Annotated in this window: 2 protein-coding genes; both read left to right on the forward strand. The window is 46.8% G+C overall.

Annotated features, from left to right (window positions below; all coding sequences use genetic code 11):
• Positions 1-39: 39 nt before the first annotated feature.
• On the forward strand, positions 40-2,727 hold the full coding sequence (locus LY11_RS27175; RefSeq protein ID WP_111634322.1) for a DUF11 domain-containing protein: 2,688 nt from the start codon (positions 40-42) through the stop codon (positions 2,725-2,727).
• Positions 2,636-19,294 (forward strand): T9SS type B sorting domain-containing protein, encoded by a 16,659-nt coding sequence (locus LY11_RS14170; protein WP_262510927.1) that lies wholly within the window; start codon positions 2,636-2,638, stop codon positions 19,292-19,294. Before LY11_RS27175 ends, LY11_RS14170 begins: the two co-directional genes overlap by 92 nt.
• Positions 19,295-19,317 lie beyond the last annotated feature (23 nt).

Raw genomic sequence — 19,317 nt, forward strand, 5'->3', positions numbered from 1 at the left:
TATGGTAATACCGCCATAGAAGTATTAAGCTCTTCTGCGATGAAAAGACTATTAACATTACCCCTGTCTGCAAAACTATTTGCGCTCTCTCTTTTCTTCTTCCCGTTTTTGAGTCTGGCTCAAAATCCGAAGACTCTTGAGTTGTTTGCTGGCTCAGGCAGCACCACAACGACAGGCCCTTCTGTTCTTCCACAAACCTTTACATTGTTAGAGAACACGAATAATCCAACCGGAACAACTTCAGCAGCTTATAATGCAGGCGGTTCACCCGTCACGGTCACCTATAGTCTCAGTAATCAGCAGTTTAACACTGCCTCCTATCCGCTGGTTCCATTAGCGGTTAATCCAGGTCTTTTCTTTGGGGGTACAACTACAACCGGAAGTGATCAATATGCAACAAGCCCCTTGTTTCAGAATATAGGGGCTTTTGGCGGTTCAACAGATGCTACTTTTACTTCAAGTCCATTAAATGCGGGCGGACCGGCCAATGGGATCAGCGCAGCTAATAACTATGGTATAACACTTTTTGCTTCTTCAACTGTAGTCAGAAATGCTGGTTTAGCAGTTCCTGGCAGAGTCCAGATGGCGGATTTAACAATTACTTTCAGCAGGCCGGTTAGTAATCCTGTTCTGCATATTGGTGGAATGGGAGGCTCTGTTACTTCAGGTACGGCTGTTACCTCCTTAACGCAGGAATATAATTTAATAACCACTGGCATTACCATGTCCAAACTATCTGGTTCTACAGAATTAACTGTAAGTGGTAATCAGATTAATAATGGTTCAACTGCTCCAAATGCAGCTTGTGGTGCTGGTGGCGCCTGCGGAAGTGTATTGTTCAGCGGTAGAAATATTACCACAATCACCTTAAGGGTATTCTTAAGGTCAACCGGGCCAGGAACTATATGGGCAGCCAATCCACAGAGCGCGGGTGATGCTGCTGTAATTGGTGTATCCCTGGATTCACCGGTAGATTTATCTATTGTTAAAACACAAAGCAGTGCAACACCTGCAATTGGCAGCAATACGACTTTTACGTTAACGGCAAGTAATCTCGGAAATAATAATGCAACAGGAGTAGTCGTCAATGATTTACTCCCCGCGGGTTATACCTTTGTAAGTGCAACACCATCTGCCGGAACCTATAATTCCGGCACCGGTGTTTGGAATGTAGGTGCCCTTACAGCAAGTACGGGTACAGCCACTTTAAGTATTGTAGCCAAAGTAAATTTAACCGGGCCCTATGCGAATACAGCCACGATTAGTGGAAACCAGGATGATCCGGTCGCTGCAAATAATACGTCAACTATAACCCCGGTACCAGTATTGGTAACGGATCGCCAGATCATTAAAACCGCAGACAATTTAACACCTGTAGTAGGCAGTAATGTTGTTTTCACTTTAAATGCTTTGAACAACGGCCCTAGTCCGGCCACAGGAGTTGCGGTAACAGATCTGCTTCCGGCAGGTTTTACTTATATCAGCAATACTACCCCTACTGCGGGCACATATGTTAACCTGACTGGTTTATGGGCTATTGGAAACCTGGCAAGTACAGCTGGTGCATCGATGACCATTACAGCCAGGGTTAATGCAACGGGACCTTATACGAATATTGCTGTAGTTACAGGTATCGAAAACGATCCGGTAACACCCAATAACACCTCTTCGGTCACCATCACCCCGGCTGCTGTTGCCGACCGTTCCATCTTAAAAACAGTCAGTAACCCAACTCCGACTGTAGGAACGAATGTCATATTTACCTTAACAGCAACTAATAACGGGCCAAGTGCAAGTACAGGAACCACGGTCACTGATTTACTTCCTGCAGGTTATACTTATGTGGCTTCTCTTCCTTCGCTGGGAACAACTTATGTTCCGGGAACAGGTTTGTGGACCATTGGTACTTTACCAAATGGAGCAAGCGCAGTATTGACAATTACTGCTACCGTAAATGCAACTGGTCCTTATGCCAATACTGCCACCATTACGGGAATTGAAAACGACCCGACCGCTGGTAATAACAGCGCAACGAGCACACCTGTACCAGTAGCGGTTACCGACAGGGCAATTGTAAAAACGGTTGACAACTTAACCCCTGTTGTAGGCAGTAATGTAGTGTTTACACTCATTGCCACCAATAACGGGATAAGCCCTGGTACAGGGATTACAGTTACAGACTTACTTCCGGCAGGTTATACCTACGTGAGTTCAACCCCTCCGGCTGGAACAACTTATACCCCTGCAACAGGTTTGTGGACGATCGGTTCTTTAGCAAATGGGGCAAATTCAACCTTAACCATTACTGCGACCGTAAATCCAACTGGTCCTTATGCCAATACTGCGACCATCACAGGAAATGAAAGTGATCCGGTTACGCTGAATAATACGGCTACGATTTTGCCAATCCCTGTTCCGACTACGGACAGATCGGTTGTTAAAACAGTAAACAACGCTGCTCCGGCAGTTGGAAGCAATGTCGTATTTACATTGGTGGCGACCAACAATGGCCCGAGCCCGAGTACGGCAACTGTAGTGACTGACCTGCTTCCGATAGGTTATACCTATGTGAAGTTCTACGCCGCCTGCAGGTACTGCTTATATACCGCTAACGGGTTCATGGACTATCGGCGCTCTGGCCAGCGGAGCTTCTGCGACCATGACCATTACTGCGACAGTAAACCCGGTTGGCCCTTATGCCAATACCGCGGTGATTACAGGTCTTGAAATTGATGGGGTACCTGGAAACAATACTTCAACGAGTGCACCTGTTCCGGTAGCCACCACAGACAGGTCGATTGTAAAAACAGTCGATACACCTAATCCTGTAGTAGGAACCAATGTAGTGTTCACACTTATTGCAACGAATAACGGACCAAGTGCAAGCACTGGAACTACAGTTACAGATTTACTTCCGGCAGGTTATACTTATGTAGCTTCTTTACCTGCTCTGGGAACAACTTATGCTCCGGCAACAGGCTTGTGGACCATTGGTACCCTACCAGCCGGACTAAGTTCAACTTTAGCGATTACTGCTACTGTTAATGCGACTGGCCCTTATGCCAATACAGCGACTATTGCAGGAAACGAAAATGATCCGGCTGCTGGTAATAATACAGCAACCAGCACACCTGTACCAGTAGCTGTTACAGATAGGGCTATTGTCAAAACTGTTGACAACTTAGCGCCTCCGGTAGGCAGCAATGTCGTGTTTACACTGGTTGCCGCTAATAACGGGTTAAGCGCGGGTACTGGAATTACAGTAACAGATCTGCTTCCTGCGGGTTATACTTATGTAAGTTCTACTCCGCCTGCCGGGACAAATTATACACCCGGAACAGGTTTGTGGACTATCGGTGCTTTAGCGAATGGTGCAAATGCGACCATGACCATTACTGCTAAAGTCAATGCAGCAGGACCTTATGCCAATACAGCGACCATTACCGGTACGGAAACTGACCCGGTTACGCTGAATAATACGTCTACGATTTTACCAATCCCTGTTCCGGCTACAGACAGAACAGTTGTTAAAACAGTGAACAACCCTGCCCCGGCAGTTGGAAGTAATGTCGTATTTACATTGGTAGCGACAAACAACGGCCCAAGCCCGAGTACGGCAACTGTAGTGACTGATCTATTGCCAATAGGTTATACCTATGTGAGTTCTACGCCTCCGGCAGGTACTACTTATGTTCCGCTAACGGGATCATGGGCAATTGGTACTTTAGCCAGCGGCGCTTCTGCAACCATGACTATTACCGCGACTGTAAATCCGGTTGGTCCTTATATTAATACTGCAGTGATTACGGGTCTTGAAATAGATGCGGTTCCCGGAAACAATTTCTCTACAGTAACCCCTGTTCCGTTACCAGTTACCGACAGGGCAATTGTAAAAACAGTGAATAACCTGACTCCACCTGTAGGCAGCAACGTTGTGTTTACACTGGTTGCAGCAAACAATGGGTTAAGTGATGGTACTGGAATCACAGTGACAGATCTGCTTCCTGCTGGTTATACTTATGTAAGTTCTACCCCACCTGCTGGTACAACTTATACTCCTGTAACAGGTTTATGGTCAATCGGGGCTTTAGCGAGTGGAGCAAATTCTACCTTGACCATTACTGCTACAGTTAATCCAACTGGTCCTTATGCCAATACTGCGACCATTACAGGAAATGAAAGTGATCCTATTACACTGAACAATACGTCTACGATTTTGCCAATTCCTGTTCCAACTACGGACAGGTCGGTTGTCAAAACAGTAAACAATGCTGCTCCGGCAGTTGGAAGCAATGTCGTGTTTACGCTTGTGGCGACCAACAATGGCCCGAGTACCAGTAATGCAACTGTGGTTACTGATCTGCTTCCGATCGGATATACTTATGTAAGTTCTACGCCTCCGGCAGGTACTGCTTATGTACCGCTAACCGGCTCATGGACAATAGGTGCTTTAGCCAGCGGAGCTTCTTCTACTATGACCATTACTGCTACTGTAAACCCGGTTGGCCCTTACGCTAATACTGCGGTAATCACAGGTCTTGAGATTGATGGGGTTCCTGGAAACAATACCTCAACCAGTACACCTGTTCCTGTACCTACCTCAGACAGATCAATCGTTAAAACAGTGAGTAATCCAAATCCTGTTGTAGGAACCAACGTGGTGTTCACACTCGTTGCAACGAACAACGGGCCAAGTGCTGGTACTGGAATTACCGTTACTGATCTGCTTCCGGCAGGTTATACCTATGTAACTTCTCTTCCAGCTATCGGCACAACTTATGCTCCGGCAACAGGGTTATGGACCATTGGTACTTTACCAGCCGGACTAAGTTCAACCTTAGCAATTACGGCTACTGTGAATGCGACGGGCCCTTATGCCAATACAGCAACCATTACAGGAAACGAGAATGATCCGGCTCCTGGAAATAATACATCAACAAATACACCTGTACCGGTAGCCGTTACCGACAGGTCTATTGTCAAAACAGTGGATAACTTAACTCCTCCAGTAGGAAGCAACGTGGTGTTTACACTGGTTGCCACGAATAACGGGTTAAGCCCGGGTACTGGAATTATAGTGACCGATTTACTTCCTGCAGGTTATACTTATGTAAGTTCTACCCCACCTGCTGGTACAACTTATGTTCCTGCAAGCGGCATCTGGACTATCGGGGCTTTAGCAAATGGGGCGAATGCGACCATGACCATTACCGCTAAAGTCAATGCAACCGGGCCTTATGCCAATACAGCAACCATTACCGGTACAGAAACTGACCCGGTTACGCTCAACAATGCAGCTACAATTTTACCTGTACCTGTTCCTAATACAGACAGAACAGTTGTCAAAACAGTGAATAACCCAACTCCGGCAGTTGGAAGCAATGTTGTGTTTACACTAGTGGCGACTAACAATGGCCCAAGTCCGAGTACGGCAACTGTAGTGACTGATCTGCTACCAATTGGTTATACTTATGTGAGCTCTACTCCTCCGGCAGGTACTGCTTATGTACCACTAACCGGATCATGGGCAATTGGTACTTTAGCCAGTGGCGCTTCTGCAACCATGACTATTACCGCAACTGTAAACCCTGTAGGCCCTTATGCCAATACAGCAGTGATTACGGGTCTTGAAATAGACGCAGTTCCTGGAAATGACATTTCAATTGTAACCCCTGTTCCATTACCAGTTACTGACAGGGCTATCGTAAAAACAGTTGATAACTTAACCCCTGTTGTAGGCAGCAATGTGGTATTTACACTGGTTGCCGCTAATAACGGGTTAAGCCCAGGTACAGGAATTACGGTGACCGATTTACTTCCTGCTGGTTATACTTATGTGAGCTCTACTCCGCCAGCAGGTACAACTTATATTCCGGCAACAGGTTTATGGACTATTGGGGCTTTAGCAGCGGGTAATAATGCTACGCTGACCATTACCGCCACCGTAAATCCAACCGGCCCTTATGCCAATACTGCAACCATTACCGGAACTGAAAGTGACCCTATTACACTGAATAATACGTCTACAATTTTACCAATCCCTGTTCCGGCTACGGACAGATCAGTTGTCAAAACAGTCGATAACCAAACTCCGGCAGTTGGAAGCAATATCGTGTTTACATTGGTGGCGACCAACAATGGGCCGAGTACCAGTAATGCGACCGTGGTTACTGACCTGCTTCCGATTGGATATACTTATGTGAGTTCTACGCCTCCGGCAGGTACTGCTTATGTACCACTAACCGGAGCATGGACAATCGGCGCTTTAGCCAGCGGAGCAAACGCAACCATGACTATTACTGCGACTGTAAACCCGGTTGGCCCTTATGCCAATACCGCGGTGATTACAGGTCTTGAAATTGATGGGGTTCCTGGAAATAATACTTCAACGAGTACACCTGTTCCGGTACCTGCCTCAGACCGCTCGATCGTGAAAACAGTAAGTAATCCAAATCCTGTTGTAGGAACCAACGTGGTGTTCACACTCGTTGCAACGAACAACGGGCCAAGTGCTGGTACTGGAATTACCGTTACTGATCTGCTTCCGGCAGGTTATACTTATGTAAGTTCTCTTCCAGCTATCGGCACAACTTATGTTCCGGCAACAGGGTTATGGACCATTGGTACTTTACCAGCCGGACTAAGTTCGACCTTAGCAATTACGGCTACTGTGAATGCGACTGGCCCTTATGGCAATACAGCCACCATTACAGGAAACGAGAATGACCCGGCTGCTGGCAATAATACTTCAACAAACACACCAGTACCGGTAGCTGTTACCGACAGATCTATTGTCAAAACAGTGGATAATTTAACGCCTCCTGTAGGCAGCAACGTGGTGTTTACACTGGTTGCCACGAATAACGGGTTAAGCCCCGGTACTGGAATTATAGTGACCGATTTACTTCCTGCAGGTTATACTTATGTAAGTTCTACCCCACCTGCTGGTACAACTTATGTTCCTGCAAGCGGCATCTGGACTATCGGGGCTTTAGCAAATGGGGCGAATGCGACCATGACCATTACTGCTACAGTGAATGCAACCGGGCCTTATGCCAATACAGCAACAATTACCGGTACGGAAACTGACCCGGTTACATTAAATAATACTTCTACAATTTTACCAATACCTGTTCCGAACGCGGACAAATCAATTGTCAAAACAGTGAACAACCCTACTCCGGCAGTTGGAAGTAATGTCGTATTTACACTTGTAGCGACCAACAATGGCCCGAGCCCGAGTACAGCAACTGTAGTGACTGACCTGCTGCCACTTGGTTATACCTATGTGAGTTCTACGCCTCCGGCAGGCACTACATATGTTCCGCTAACGGGATCATGGGCAATTGGTACTTTAGCCAGCGGCGCTTCTGCGACCATGACTATTACCGCGACTGTAAATCCGTTTGGCCCTTATGGCAATACTGCGGTCATCACTGGTCTTGAAATCGATGGTATCCCTGGAAATAATATTGCAACGGTAACACCAACTCCAATTGCAACTACCAATCTAAGTATTGTTAAAACTGTAAATAATCCTTCTCCTTATGCCGGAAATCAGGTTATTTTCACTTTAGCAGCAAGTAATGCAGGGCCAAGCAATGCAACAGGAGTTACTGTTAACGACCTGGTACCTTCAGGATATACTTTTGTCTCTGCTGCTCCGTCAACCGGAACCTATAACAGCGGAACCGGGGTATGGACTATTGGTAATTTAGCCAATGGCGGCAATGCTTCTCTGGCGATTACAGCTACTGTAAATCCAACAGGAAACTATGCGAATACGGCAACTATAACTGGTGGACAGAGTGATCCTGTAACAGGAAATAATACTTCTACTGCCATTACAACTCCGGTAAGTCTTCAGCTTACAAAAACAGGACCTGCAACAGTAAGTGCAGGAGGTGTAGTTAATTATGTTGTTACTGTGAGCAATAATGGTACGGGAGATGCACTGGCGCAATCTATTATTGATAATGTATCAGCTACGCTAACAGGTGTAAGCTGGACAGCAACAGGAATAGGCACTGCAACTGTAACTACAGGAGCAACCGGCCTGAATAACAATGTTGCTGTAACTGGTAATATCCCTGCTGGTGGTGGAAATCAGATTCGTATTAATATTACAGGAACTGTCCTTTCTTCATCCGCTGCGGCTTCGGTGACTAATACTGCCGTTGTAAATACTGCCGGAAGTCCTGTCATCAATTCCAATACGGTAACTACAACAATCACTAAGGATGCCAATGTAAAAATCCAAAAAACAGGCCCTGCAACATTAACCGCAGGAAGTAATGTAAGTTACACTCTTAATGTAACAAATACCGGACCTTCGGATGTCAACAATGTAAACATCATTGACAACGTACCAGCCGGCTTAACTGGAGTAACCTGGTCAGCTACCCCATCAAATGGGGCAGTTATTAACGGCGCTGCTACAGGAACTGGCAATGTGAATCTGCTTGCTCAGATTCCTGCAGGAACAGCCGCTGTGCAAGTAGTGGTCAATGGACTGCTTAGTTCTACTTATACGGGAACTTCGCTGGTAAATACAGCGACTGCCACTCCTGAGCCTGGGGTTAATAATCCGGTACCGGCAACAAGTACGGTTACCTCAACAGTTTCCAGATTGGCCAATGTTCGTATTACTAAATCAGGCCCTGCAAATATTGCAGCCGGTCAGGCCATTTCTTATACGCTGCATATTATCAATGATGGCCCAAGTGATGCACCGGGAGTAGTTATTCAAGATGTAATTCCTGCGCAAATCTTAACACCAACCTGGACAGCAACCACACAAAATCTGGCAACGGTAAGTGCTCCAAGTGGAACAGGTAATATTAATATCACCGGAAGTATTCCATCCGGAACTGGTGTCATTGATATTGTGGTTAACGGAACGGTTAATCCTGCTACAGCAGATGGGGCTACATTCTCCAATACAGCTACCGCAGTTTTCCCTGCGGGCAGCCCTGTTACCGATCCTGACGGAAGTTCAAATGCCAGTTCAGTTGGTACAACAGTCAACAACTCAGCAGATGTAAGGGTTTCTAAAAATGGTCCTACTACTGTTAATATTGGTGATCCGATCACTTATACTATTGTAGTTTCCAATGGAGGTGCGGGAGATATAACTGGTGCAGTGATTGCCGACAATGTCCCAACTTCTGTAACGGTAAGCAACTGGACAGTCAGTGCAGCTGGCGGAGCAACATTCCTTGGACCAAATACGGGAACAAGTCCTGTTATAAATATTACAGGAGACATTCCTGTACCGGGAACTATAACTCTTGTTATTCAGGGAACAATCAATTCAGCTGCATTACCTTCTTTTACAAATACGGTTACAGTAACAACGCCAACTTCTGCGCCTACAAGTTCTGTAACTACGGCTGTTAACCAGTCTACTGATCTGGTTATTGAAAAAAGCGGCCCTCAAACAGCCACCGCAGGCTCACCTATTGCTTACACGATTAAAGTAAGCAATGCTGGCCCGAGAGATGTAAATGGATTAACGATTAATGATTTAATTCCGGCAGATATACAAAATCCAACATGGGCTGTGACAACTGCTGGTACTGCTACCGTTATCCCTCCTTTATCAGGATCGGGTAATATCGCCCTAACTGGAAATATTGCAGCTGATCCTGCAAATTATATTCTGGTTACAGTGAATGGAATTGTAAGTGCTTCACCAAGTGCGGCAACAATAAACAACACGGCAACTGTTACTTCTTCTGGTGCAGTAGTCGATTTCAACCTGGCCAATAATACCAGTACAGCTTCAACATCTGTTGGAAAACAAGCAGATTTTGAAATCTTAAAAACGGTAGATAATTCTACTCCGGCTGTAGGTAATAATGTTGTATTTACATTAGTTGCCAATAATAAAGGCCCAAGTGATGGTACTGGTATTGTGGTAACTGATCTATTGCCTTCTGGTTATACTTATATAAGTTCAACGCCTGCGGCAGGTACAACTTATATTCCTGGAACTGGTGTATGGACAATTGATGCACTGGCAACTGGTACAGGAAAAAGTATGACAATTACGGCTTCTGTTAATGCTGCCGGATCATATGCAAATACAGCCACTATTACAGGAACAGAAAGTGATCCTGTCGCTGGAAATAATACGGCTACAGTAACTACTGCTCCAACATCTACAACAAACTTAGCGCTGGCAAAAACAGTAGATAATGCCACGCCTGCTGTTGGAAATAATGTTGTATTTACCCTGGTTGCCACTAACAATGGCCCAAGTGATGGTACGGGTCTAGTGGTTACAGATCTATTGCCTGCGGGTTACACTTACGTAAGTTCTACGCCACCAGCAGGTACAACTTATGCTCCGGCAACTGGCCTGTGGACAATAGGTACACTGGCTAATACAGCTACTTCTACCCTGACCATTACCGCTACCGTAAATGCGACTGGTTCTTATGCGAATACTGCAACTATTACCGGTAACGAAAATGATCCGGCTCCGGGTAATAATACTTCAACCGCGACCACTACCCCTACAGCAACCACCAATTTAGCTCTGGCCAAAACGGTGGATAACCTGACCCCTGCTGTTGGAAACAATGTAGTCTTTACACTGGTTGCTACCAACAATGGCCCAAGTGACGGCACAGGAATCGTGGTTACTGATTTATTGCCTGCGGGTTATACTTACGCAAGCTCTACACCGCCAGCGGGTACAACTTATGCTCCGGCAACTGGTTTGTGGACAATCGGTACATTGACCAATGGTGCCACCTCGACACTGACCATTACCGCTTCGGTAAATGCAGCTGGTTCTTATGCGAATACTGCTAGTATTACAGGTAACGAAAATGATCCGGCTCCGGGTAATAATACTTCAACAGCAACACCAGCACCAACTGCAACCACTAATTTAGCCCTTACGAAAACGGTAGATAATCCTATCCCTGCTGTTGGAAATAACGTCGTATTTACCCTGGTTGCTACTAACAACGGCCCAAGTGACGGTACAGGAATTGTCGTAACAGATCTATTGCCTGCGGGTTATACTTACGTAAGTTCTACGCCACCAGCGGGTACAACTTATGTTCCTGCAACAGGGCTGTGGACAATAGGTACATTAACCAATGGTGCCACCTCGACACTGACCATTACTGCTTCAGTAAATGCAGCTGGTTCTTACGCGAATACTGCAACCATTACAGGTACAGAAAATGATCCGGTTTTAGGTAACAATACTTCAACAGCAACGCCGGCCCCTACAGCAACCACCAATTTAGACCTGGTGAAAACGGTAGATAACCCGACTCCTGCTGTTGGAAATAATGTCGTATTTACCCTGGTTGCCAATAACAACGGCCCTAGTGATGGTACGGGAATCGTAGTCACAGATCTATTGCCTGCGGGTTATACTTATGTGAGTTCTACCCCACCAGCGGGCACAACTTATGCTCCGGCCACTGGCCTGTGGACAATCGGTACATTAACCAATGGTTCAAACTCTACCCTGACCATTACCGCTACCGTAAATGCAGCTGGTCCGTATGCCAATACTGCTAGTATCACTGGTAACGAAAATGATCCGATACCGGGCAACAATACCTCGACTTCGACTCCTGCTCCGACAGCAACCACCAATTTAGCACTGGCGAAAACGGTAGATAATCCTACCCCTGCTGTTGGCAATAACGTCGTATTTACCCTGGTTGCTACTAACAATGGTCCAAGTGATGGTACGGGAATCGTAGTTACGGATCTGCTTCCGGCAGGTTATACCTACGCAAGCTCTACCCCACCAGCAGGTACGACTTATGCTCCGGCAACTGGATTGTGGACAATCGGTACTTTAACCAATGGTGCCACCTCGACACTGACCATTACCGCTTCGGTAAATGCGACTGGTTCTTACGCCAATACTGCTAGTATCACTGGTAACGAAAATGATCCGATACCGGGCAACAATACCTCGACTTCGACTCCTGCTCCGACAGCAACCACCAATTTAGCACTGGCGAAAACGGTAGATAATCCTACCCCTGCTGTTGGCAATAACGTAGTCTTTACACTGGTTGCCACCAACAATGGCCCGAGTAACGGTACAGGAATCGTGGTTACGGATCTATTGCCTGCGGGTTATACCTACATCAGTGCTACGCCACCAGCGGGTACAACATATGTTCCGGCAAGTGGCCTGTGGACAATCGGTACTTTAACCAATGGTGCTACCTCGACACTGACCATTACCGCTTCGGTAAATGCAGCTGGTTCTTATGCCAATACTGCAACTATTACAGATAACGAAAATGATCCGATATTGGGTAACAATACTTCAACAGCGACTCCGGCTCCGACTGCAACCACCAATTTAGCACTGGTAAAAACGGTGGATAACCCGACCCCTGCTGTTGGAAACAATGTAGTCTTTACACTGGTTGCCACCAACAATGGCCCGAGTGACGGTACCGGAATCGTGGTTACTGACCTGCTTCCTGCTGGTTATACTTACGTGAGTTCTACGCCGCCAGCGGGTACAACTTATGCTCCTGCAACTGGTCTGTGGACAATCGGTACACTGGCTAATGGTGTTACTTCTACCCTGACCATTACCGCTTCGGTAAATGCAGCTGGTTCTTATGCGAATACTGCAACTATTACAGGTAACGAAAATGATCCGATATTAGGTAACAATACCTCTACTTCAACTCCGGCTCCTACAGCAACCACCAATTTAGCACTGGTGAAAACAGTAGACAATCCTACACCTGCTGCTGGAAACAATGTAGTCTTTACACTGGTTGCCACCAACAATGGACCGAGTGATGGTACCGGAATCGTGGTTACTGACCTGCTTCCGGCTGGTTATACTTACGTGAGTTCTACGCCACCAGCGGGTACGACTTATGCTCCTGTAACTGGCCTGTGGACAATCGGTACACTGGCTAATGGCGCTACTTCTACCCTGACCATTACTGCTACCGTAAATGCAGCAGGTTCTTATGCGAATACTGCAACTATTACCGGTAATGAAAATGATCCGATATTGGGTAACAATACCTCGACTTCGACTCCGGCTCCAACTGCAACCACCAATTTAGACCTGGTGAAAACGGTGGATAACCTGACCCCTGCTGTTGGAAATAACGTCGTGTTTACACTGGTTGCCACTAATAATGGCCCGAGTGATGGTACAGGTATCATAGTCACAGATCTATTGCCTGCGGGTTACACTTACGTGAGTTCTACGCCACCAGCGGGTACAACTTATGCTCCGGCAACCGGCCTGTGGACAATCGGTACTTTAACCAATGGTGCTACCTCTTCGCTAACCATTACCGCTTCGGTAAATGCAGCAGGTTCTTATGCGAATACTGCAACCATTACTGGTAACGAAAATGATCCGGCTCCTGGTAATAATACATCAACAGTAACTCCGGCTCCGACCGCAACCACCAATTTAGACCTGGTAAAAACGGTGGATAACCCGGCTCCGGCTGTTGGAAATAACGTTGTGTTTACCCTGGTTGCTACTAACAATGGCCCAAGTGATGGTACGGGTATAGTGGTTACAGATCTATTGCCTGCGGGTTATACTTACGTAAGTTCTACGCCGCCAGCAGGTACAACTTATGTTCCTGCAACGGGACTGTGGACAATCGGTACCTTAACCAATGGTACTACTTCTTCGCTAACCATTACCGCTACCGTAAATGCAGCTGGTTCTTATGCCAATACTGCTAGTATTACAGGTACAGAAAATGATCCGGCTCCGGGTAATAATACCTCAACAGTAACTCCGGCTCCGACTGCAACTACCAATTTAGACCTGGTCAAAACAGTGGATAACCCGACCCCGGCTGTTGGAAATAATGTTGTGTTTACCCTGGTTGCTACTAACAATGGCCCTAGTGATGGCACAGGAATCGTGGTTACGGATCTATTGCCTGCGGGTTACACTTACGTAAGTTCTACCCCACCAGCGGGTACAACTTATGTTCCTGCAAGTGGCCTGTGGACAATCGGTACTTTAACTAATGGTGCGGCCTCAACACTGACCATCACTGCTACTGTAAATGCAGCTGGCCCTTATGCCAATACTGCAACTATTACAGGTACAGAAAATGATCCGGCTCCGGGTAATAATACCTCAACAGCGACTTCGGCTCCGACTGCAACTACCAATTTAGACCTGGTGAAAACTGTAAACAACGCGACCCCTGCTGTAGGTACAGATGTAACCTTTACTTTGGTTGCCACTAACAATGGCCCAAGTGATGGTACAGGAATCGTGGTGACGGATCTATTGCCTGCGGGTTATACTTACGTAGGTTCTGCCCCACCAGCGGGTACAACTTATGTTCCTGCAACAGGGCTGTGGACAATCGGTACTTTAACCAATGCTGCCAGCTCGACACTGACTATTACCGCTACCGTAAATGCAGCTGGTCCTTATGCCAATACTGCAACTATTACAGGTAACGAAAACGATCCGGCTCCGGGTAATAATACATCAACAGTAACTCCGGCTCCGACTGGAACCACTAATCTAGACCTGGTGAAAACAGTGGATAATCCGACCCCTGCTGTTGGAAATAACGTTGTGTTTACGCTGGTTGCTACCAACAATGGCCCAAGTGATGGCACAGGAGTCGTAGTTACGGATCTATTGCCTGCGGGTTACACTTACGTAAGCTCTACTCCACCAGCGGGTACAACTTATGTTCCTGCAACGGGACTGTGGACAATCGGCACCTTAACTAACGGTGCTACTTCTTCGCTAACCATTACCGCTACCGTAAATGCAACTGGTTCTTATGCCAATACTGCTAGTATTACAGGTAACGAAAATGATCCGGCTCCGGGTAACAATACTTCAACGGCAACGCCTGCTCCGACTGCAACTACCAATTTAGACCTCGTGAAAACGGTGGATAACCCGGCCCCTGCTGTTGGAAATAACGTCGTGTTTACCCTGGTTGCCACTAATAATGGCCCAAGTAACGGTACAGGAATCGTGGTTACGGATCTATTGCCTGCAGGTTACACTTACGTTAGTTCTACCCCACCAGCAGGTACGACTTATGTTCCGGCAACTGGACTGTGGACAATCGGTACATTAACCAATGGTGCCACCTCGACACTGACCATTACCGCTACTGTAAATGCAGCTGGTTCATATGCGAATACTGCAACTATTACAGGTGCAGAAAATGATCCGGCTCCGGGTAACAATACTTCAACGGCAACGCCTGCTCCGACTGCAACTACCAATTTAGACCTGGTGAAAACTGTAAACAATGCCAATCCTGCGGTAGGTACAGATGTAACCTTCACCTTGGTTGCAACTAACAATGGCCCAAGTGATGGTACAGGAATCGTAGTTACGGATCTATTGCCTGCGGGTTACACCTATGTGAGCTCTACCCCACCAGCGGGTACGACTTATGTTCCGGCAACAGGGCTGTGGACAATCGGTACTTTAACCAATGCTGCCAGCTCGACAATGACTATTACCGCTACCGTAAATGCAGCTGGTCCTTATGCCAATACTGCAACTATTACAGGTAACGAAAACGATCCGGCTCCGGGTAACAATACTTCAACAGCGACTCCCGCTCCGACCGCAACCACCAATCTAGACCTGGTAAAAACGGTAGATAACCTGACCCCTGCTGTTGGAAATAATGTTGTGTTTACGCTGGTTGCTACCAACAATGGCCCAAGTGATGGTACAGGAATCGTGGTTACGGATCTATTGCCTGCGGGTTACACCTATGTGAGCTCTACCCCACCAGCGGGCACAACTTATGTTCCGGCAAGTGGATTGTGGACAATCGGTACATTAACCAATGGTGCGGCCTCAACACTGACTATTACCGCTACTGTAAATGCAACCGGCCCTTATGCCAATACTGCAACTATTACAGGTACAGAAAATGATCCGGCTCCGGGTAACAATATTTCAACGGTAACGCCTGCTCCGACAGCAACCACCAATTTAGACCTGGTGAAAACGGTGGATAACCTAACCCCATCAATTGGAAGCAATGTCGTGTTTACACTGGTTGCCACTAACAATGGTCCAAGTAGCGGTACAGGAATCGTGGTTACGGATCTATTGCCTGCGGGTTACACGTACGTGAGTTCTACGCCACCAGCAGGTACAACTTATGTTCCTGCAACTGGAATGTGGACAATCGGCAATTTAACCAATGGTGCAACCTCTTCGCTAACCATTACTGCTACTGTAAATGCAGCTGGCCCTTATGCCAATACCGCAACTATCACTGGTATAGAAAATGATCCGGCTCCGGGCAACAATACTTCAACAGCAACGCCTGCCCCTACAGCAACCACCAATTTAGACCTGGTGAAAACGGTAGATAACCTTACGCCTGCTGTTGGAAATAATGTCGTGTTTACGCTGGTTGCTACCAACAATGGCCCAAGTAATGGCACGGGTATCGTGGTCACAGACCTATTGCCTGCAGGTTATACTTACGTAAGTTCTACGCCACCAGCGGGTACAACCTATGTTCCTGCAACAGGACTGTGGACAATTGGTACTTTAACCAATGGTGCTACCTCTTCGCTAACCATTACTGCTACTGTAAATGCAGCTGGCCCTTATGCGAATACGGCAACTATTACAGGTACAGAAAATGATCCGGCCCCGGGCAATAATACTTCAACAGCAACGCCTGCCCCTACAGCAACAGCCAATTTAGACCTGGTAAAAACTGTAGATAACCCAACTCCTGCTGTTGGAAGCAATGTCGTGTTTACGTTGGTTGCCACCAACAATGGCCCGAGTAACGGTACAGGAATCGTGGTTACAGATCTATTGCCTGCGGGTTACACTTACGTAAGCTCTACGCCACCAGCGGGCACGACTTATGTTCCTGCAACCGGACTGTGGACAATCGGTACTTTAACGAATGCTGCGACCTCGACACTGACCATCACTGCTACAGTAAATGCAACCGGCCCTTATGCCAATACTGCAATTATTACAGGTAGCGAGAATGATCCGGCTCCGGGTAACAATACATCAACAGCAACGCCTGCCCCTACAGCAACCACTAATTTAGACCTGGTGAAAACGGTAGATAATGCCAATCCAGCAATTGGAAGCAACGTCGTGTTTACGCTGGTTGCTACTAACAATGGCCCAAGTAACGGTACAGGTATCGTGGTTACTGATCTATTGCCTGCGGGTTACACCTACGTAAGCTCTACCCCACCAGCGGGTACAACTTATGTTCCCGCAACGGGTCTGTGGACTATCGGTACTTTAACCAATGCAGCAACCTCTACCTTAACCATTACAGCTACTGTAAATGCAGCTGGTTCTTATGTGAATACCGCAACCATTACAGGTACAGAAAATGATCCGGCTACGGGTAATAACACTGCTACGGCAACAACAACACCGGGAGCCAGAGCACATCTGAACATCGTGAAAACGTTGAAAAATCCAGCACAAGCTAATTTTGTTCCTGGTCAGGCAGTCGTTTATACTATTAATGTAACCAACAATGGCCCAAGTGATGCAGCTGCAGTAACCATAACTGATGCTGCTCCGGCAGGAACTACAATCAGTAGCTGGACTGCTATAACTTCTGCAGGAGTTACTTATCCGAATACTTCGGGCACAGGTAATCTGAACGAAACGCTGACTACCTTAGCCAACGGATTGACTGCAACTTACGATGTGACCGTTCAGACACCAACCAGCTTCACAGGTAACCTGAGCAATTCAGTGTCTGCTACAAGTACAACTACCGACCCTAATCCAGTACCTTGTACTACTTGTACCACCACACCACTCCCTGCAAGCGAGTTGGCACACCTGAATACTGTTAAAACGCTGAAAGACCCAGCACAAACCAGTTTTGTTCCTGGTCAGGCAGTCGTTTACAGAATCAATGTGACCAATAACGGCCCAGGTAGTGCAGCTGCAGTAACCATCACTGATGCTGCTCCGGCAGGAACTACAATCAGTAGCTGGACTGCTATAACTTCTGCAGGAGTTACTTATCCGAATACTTCGGGCACCGGTAACCTGAATGAAACTATAGCAACTTTAGGCAACGGACTGACTGCAACCTACGACGTGACTGTTCAGACACCGACCAGCTTCACAGGTACGCTCAGCAACTCGGTAACGACAACCAGTACCACGGCCGACCCAACTCCGGGACCTTGTACTACTTGTACAACCCCAGGATTACCAGCAAGTGGCCAGGCTCACCTGAATACTGTTAAAACACTGAAAGACCCAGCACAAACCAGTTTTGTTCCTGGTCAGGCAGTTCTTTACAGAATCAACGTGACCAATAACGGTCCGGGTGATGCAGCAGCGGTAACCATCACGGATATTGCTCCGGCAGGAACAACGATCAGTAACTGGACTGCCATAACTTCTGCAGGAGTTACTTATCCGAATACATCGGGTACAGGAAATCTGAATGAGACGCTGGCCACTTTAGCTAACGGAAAAACTGCCACTTACTACGTTACTGTTCAAACCCCGGTTACCTTTACTGGTAACCTGAGTAACTCGGTAACTGCAACCAGTACAACAACCGATCCTACTCCGGGACCTTGTACCACTTGCACCACCGCACCAATCAACTCTAGTCCACAAGCAACACTAGTGGTAGTTAAAACACTGAAAGACCCTGCACAACAAAACTTTGTGACAGGAGACGCAGTCATCTACACCATCAAAGTGACCAATAACGGACCAAATGATGCGCTTGATGTGAACATCAAGGATGTGGCTCCTACCGGAACCAGGATTACCAAATGGGCAGCAATACCGGTAACCGGATTAACCTACCCTAATATTGGCGGAACGACCGATCTCAATGAAACTATAGCTGTTCTGCCAAACGGATTGACAGCAGTTTATGAGGTAACCGTTCAAACGCCAGTAACCTTCACAGGCAGTTTAATCAATACAGTAGTGGTCAACAGCAGAACGAACAACTCTAATTCTTCTAATTGCCCTAACTGTACAACTAGTCCATTAAATTCAATTCTGCCTGACATTATCATTCCAAACGTAATTACACCAGATGGCGATGGTAAAAATGACAGGCTTGTCATTCCGGGAATTGAACATTATCCAGGATCTGTACTGTTGATTTACAATAGATGGGGTAACCAGGTTTACAGGGCTACAAATTATGATAACAGCTGGACGGGCGAAGGCTTAAGCGGAGGTACTTACTACTATGTACTTCAGCTGAAAACAGGTCAGAATACCAAAGGCTATAAAGGTTGGATTGAATTATTAAAATAACAGAACGATAGATTGAGTCCCGG

It is taken from the genome of Pedobacter cryoconitis (assembly GCF_003259615.1).
Taxonomy (GTDB): Bacteria; Bacteroidota; Bacteroidia; order Sphingobacteriales; family Sphingobacteriaceae; genus Pedobacter; species Pedobacter cryoconitis.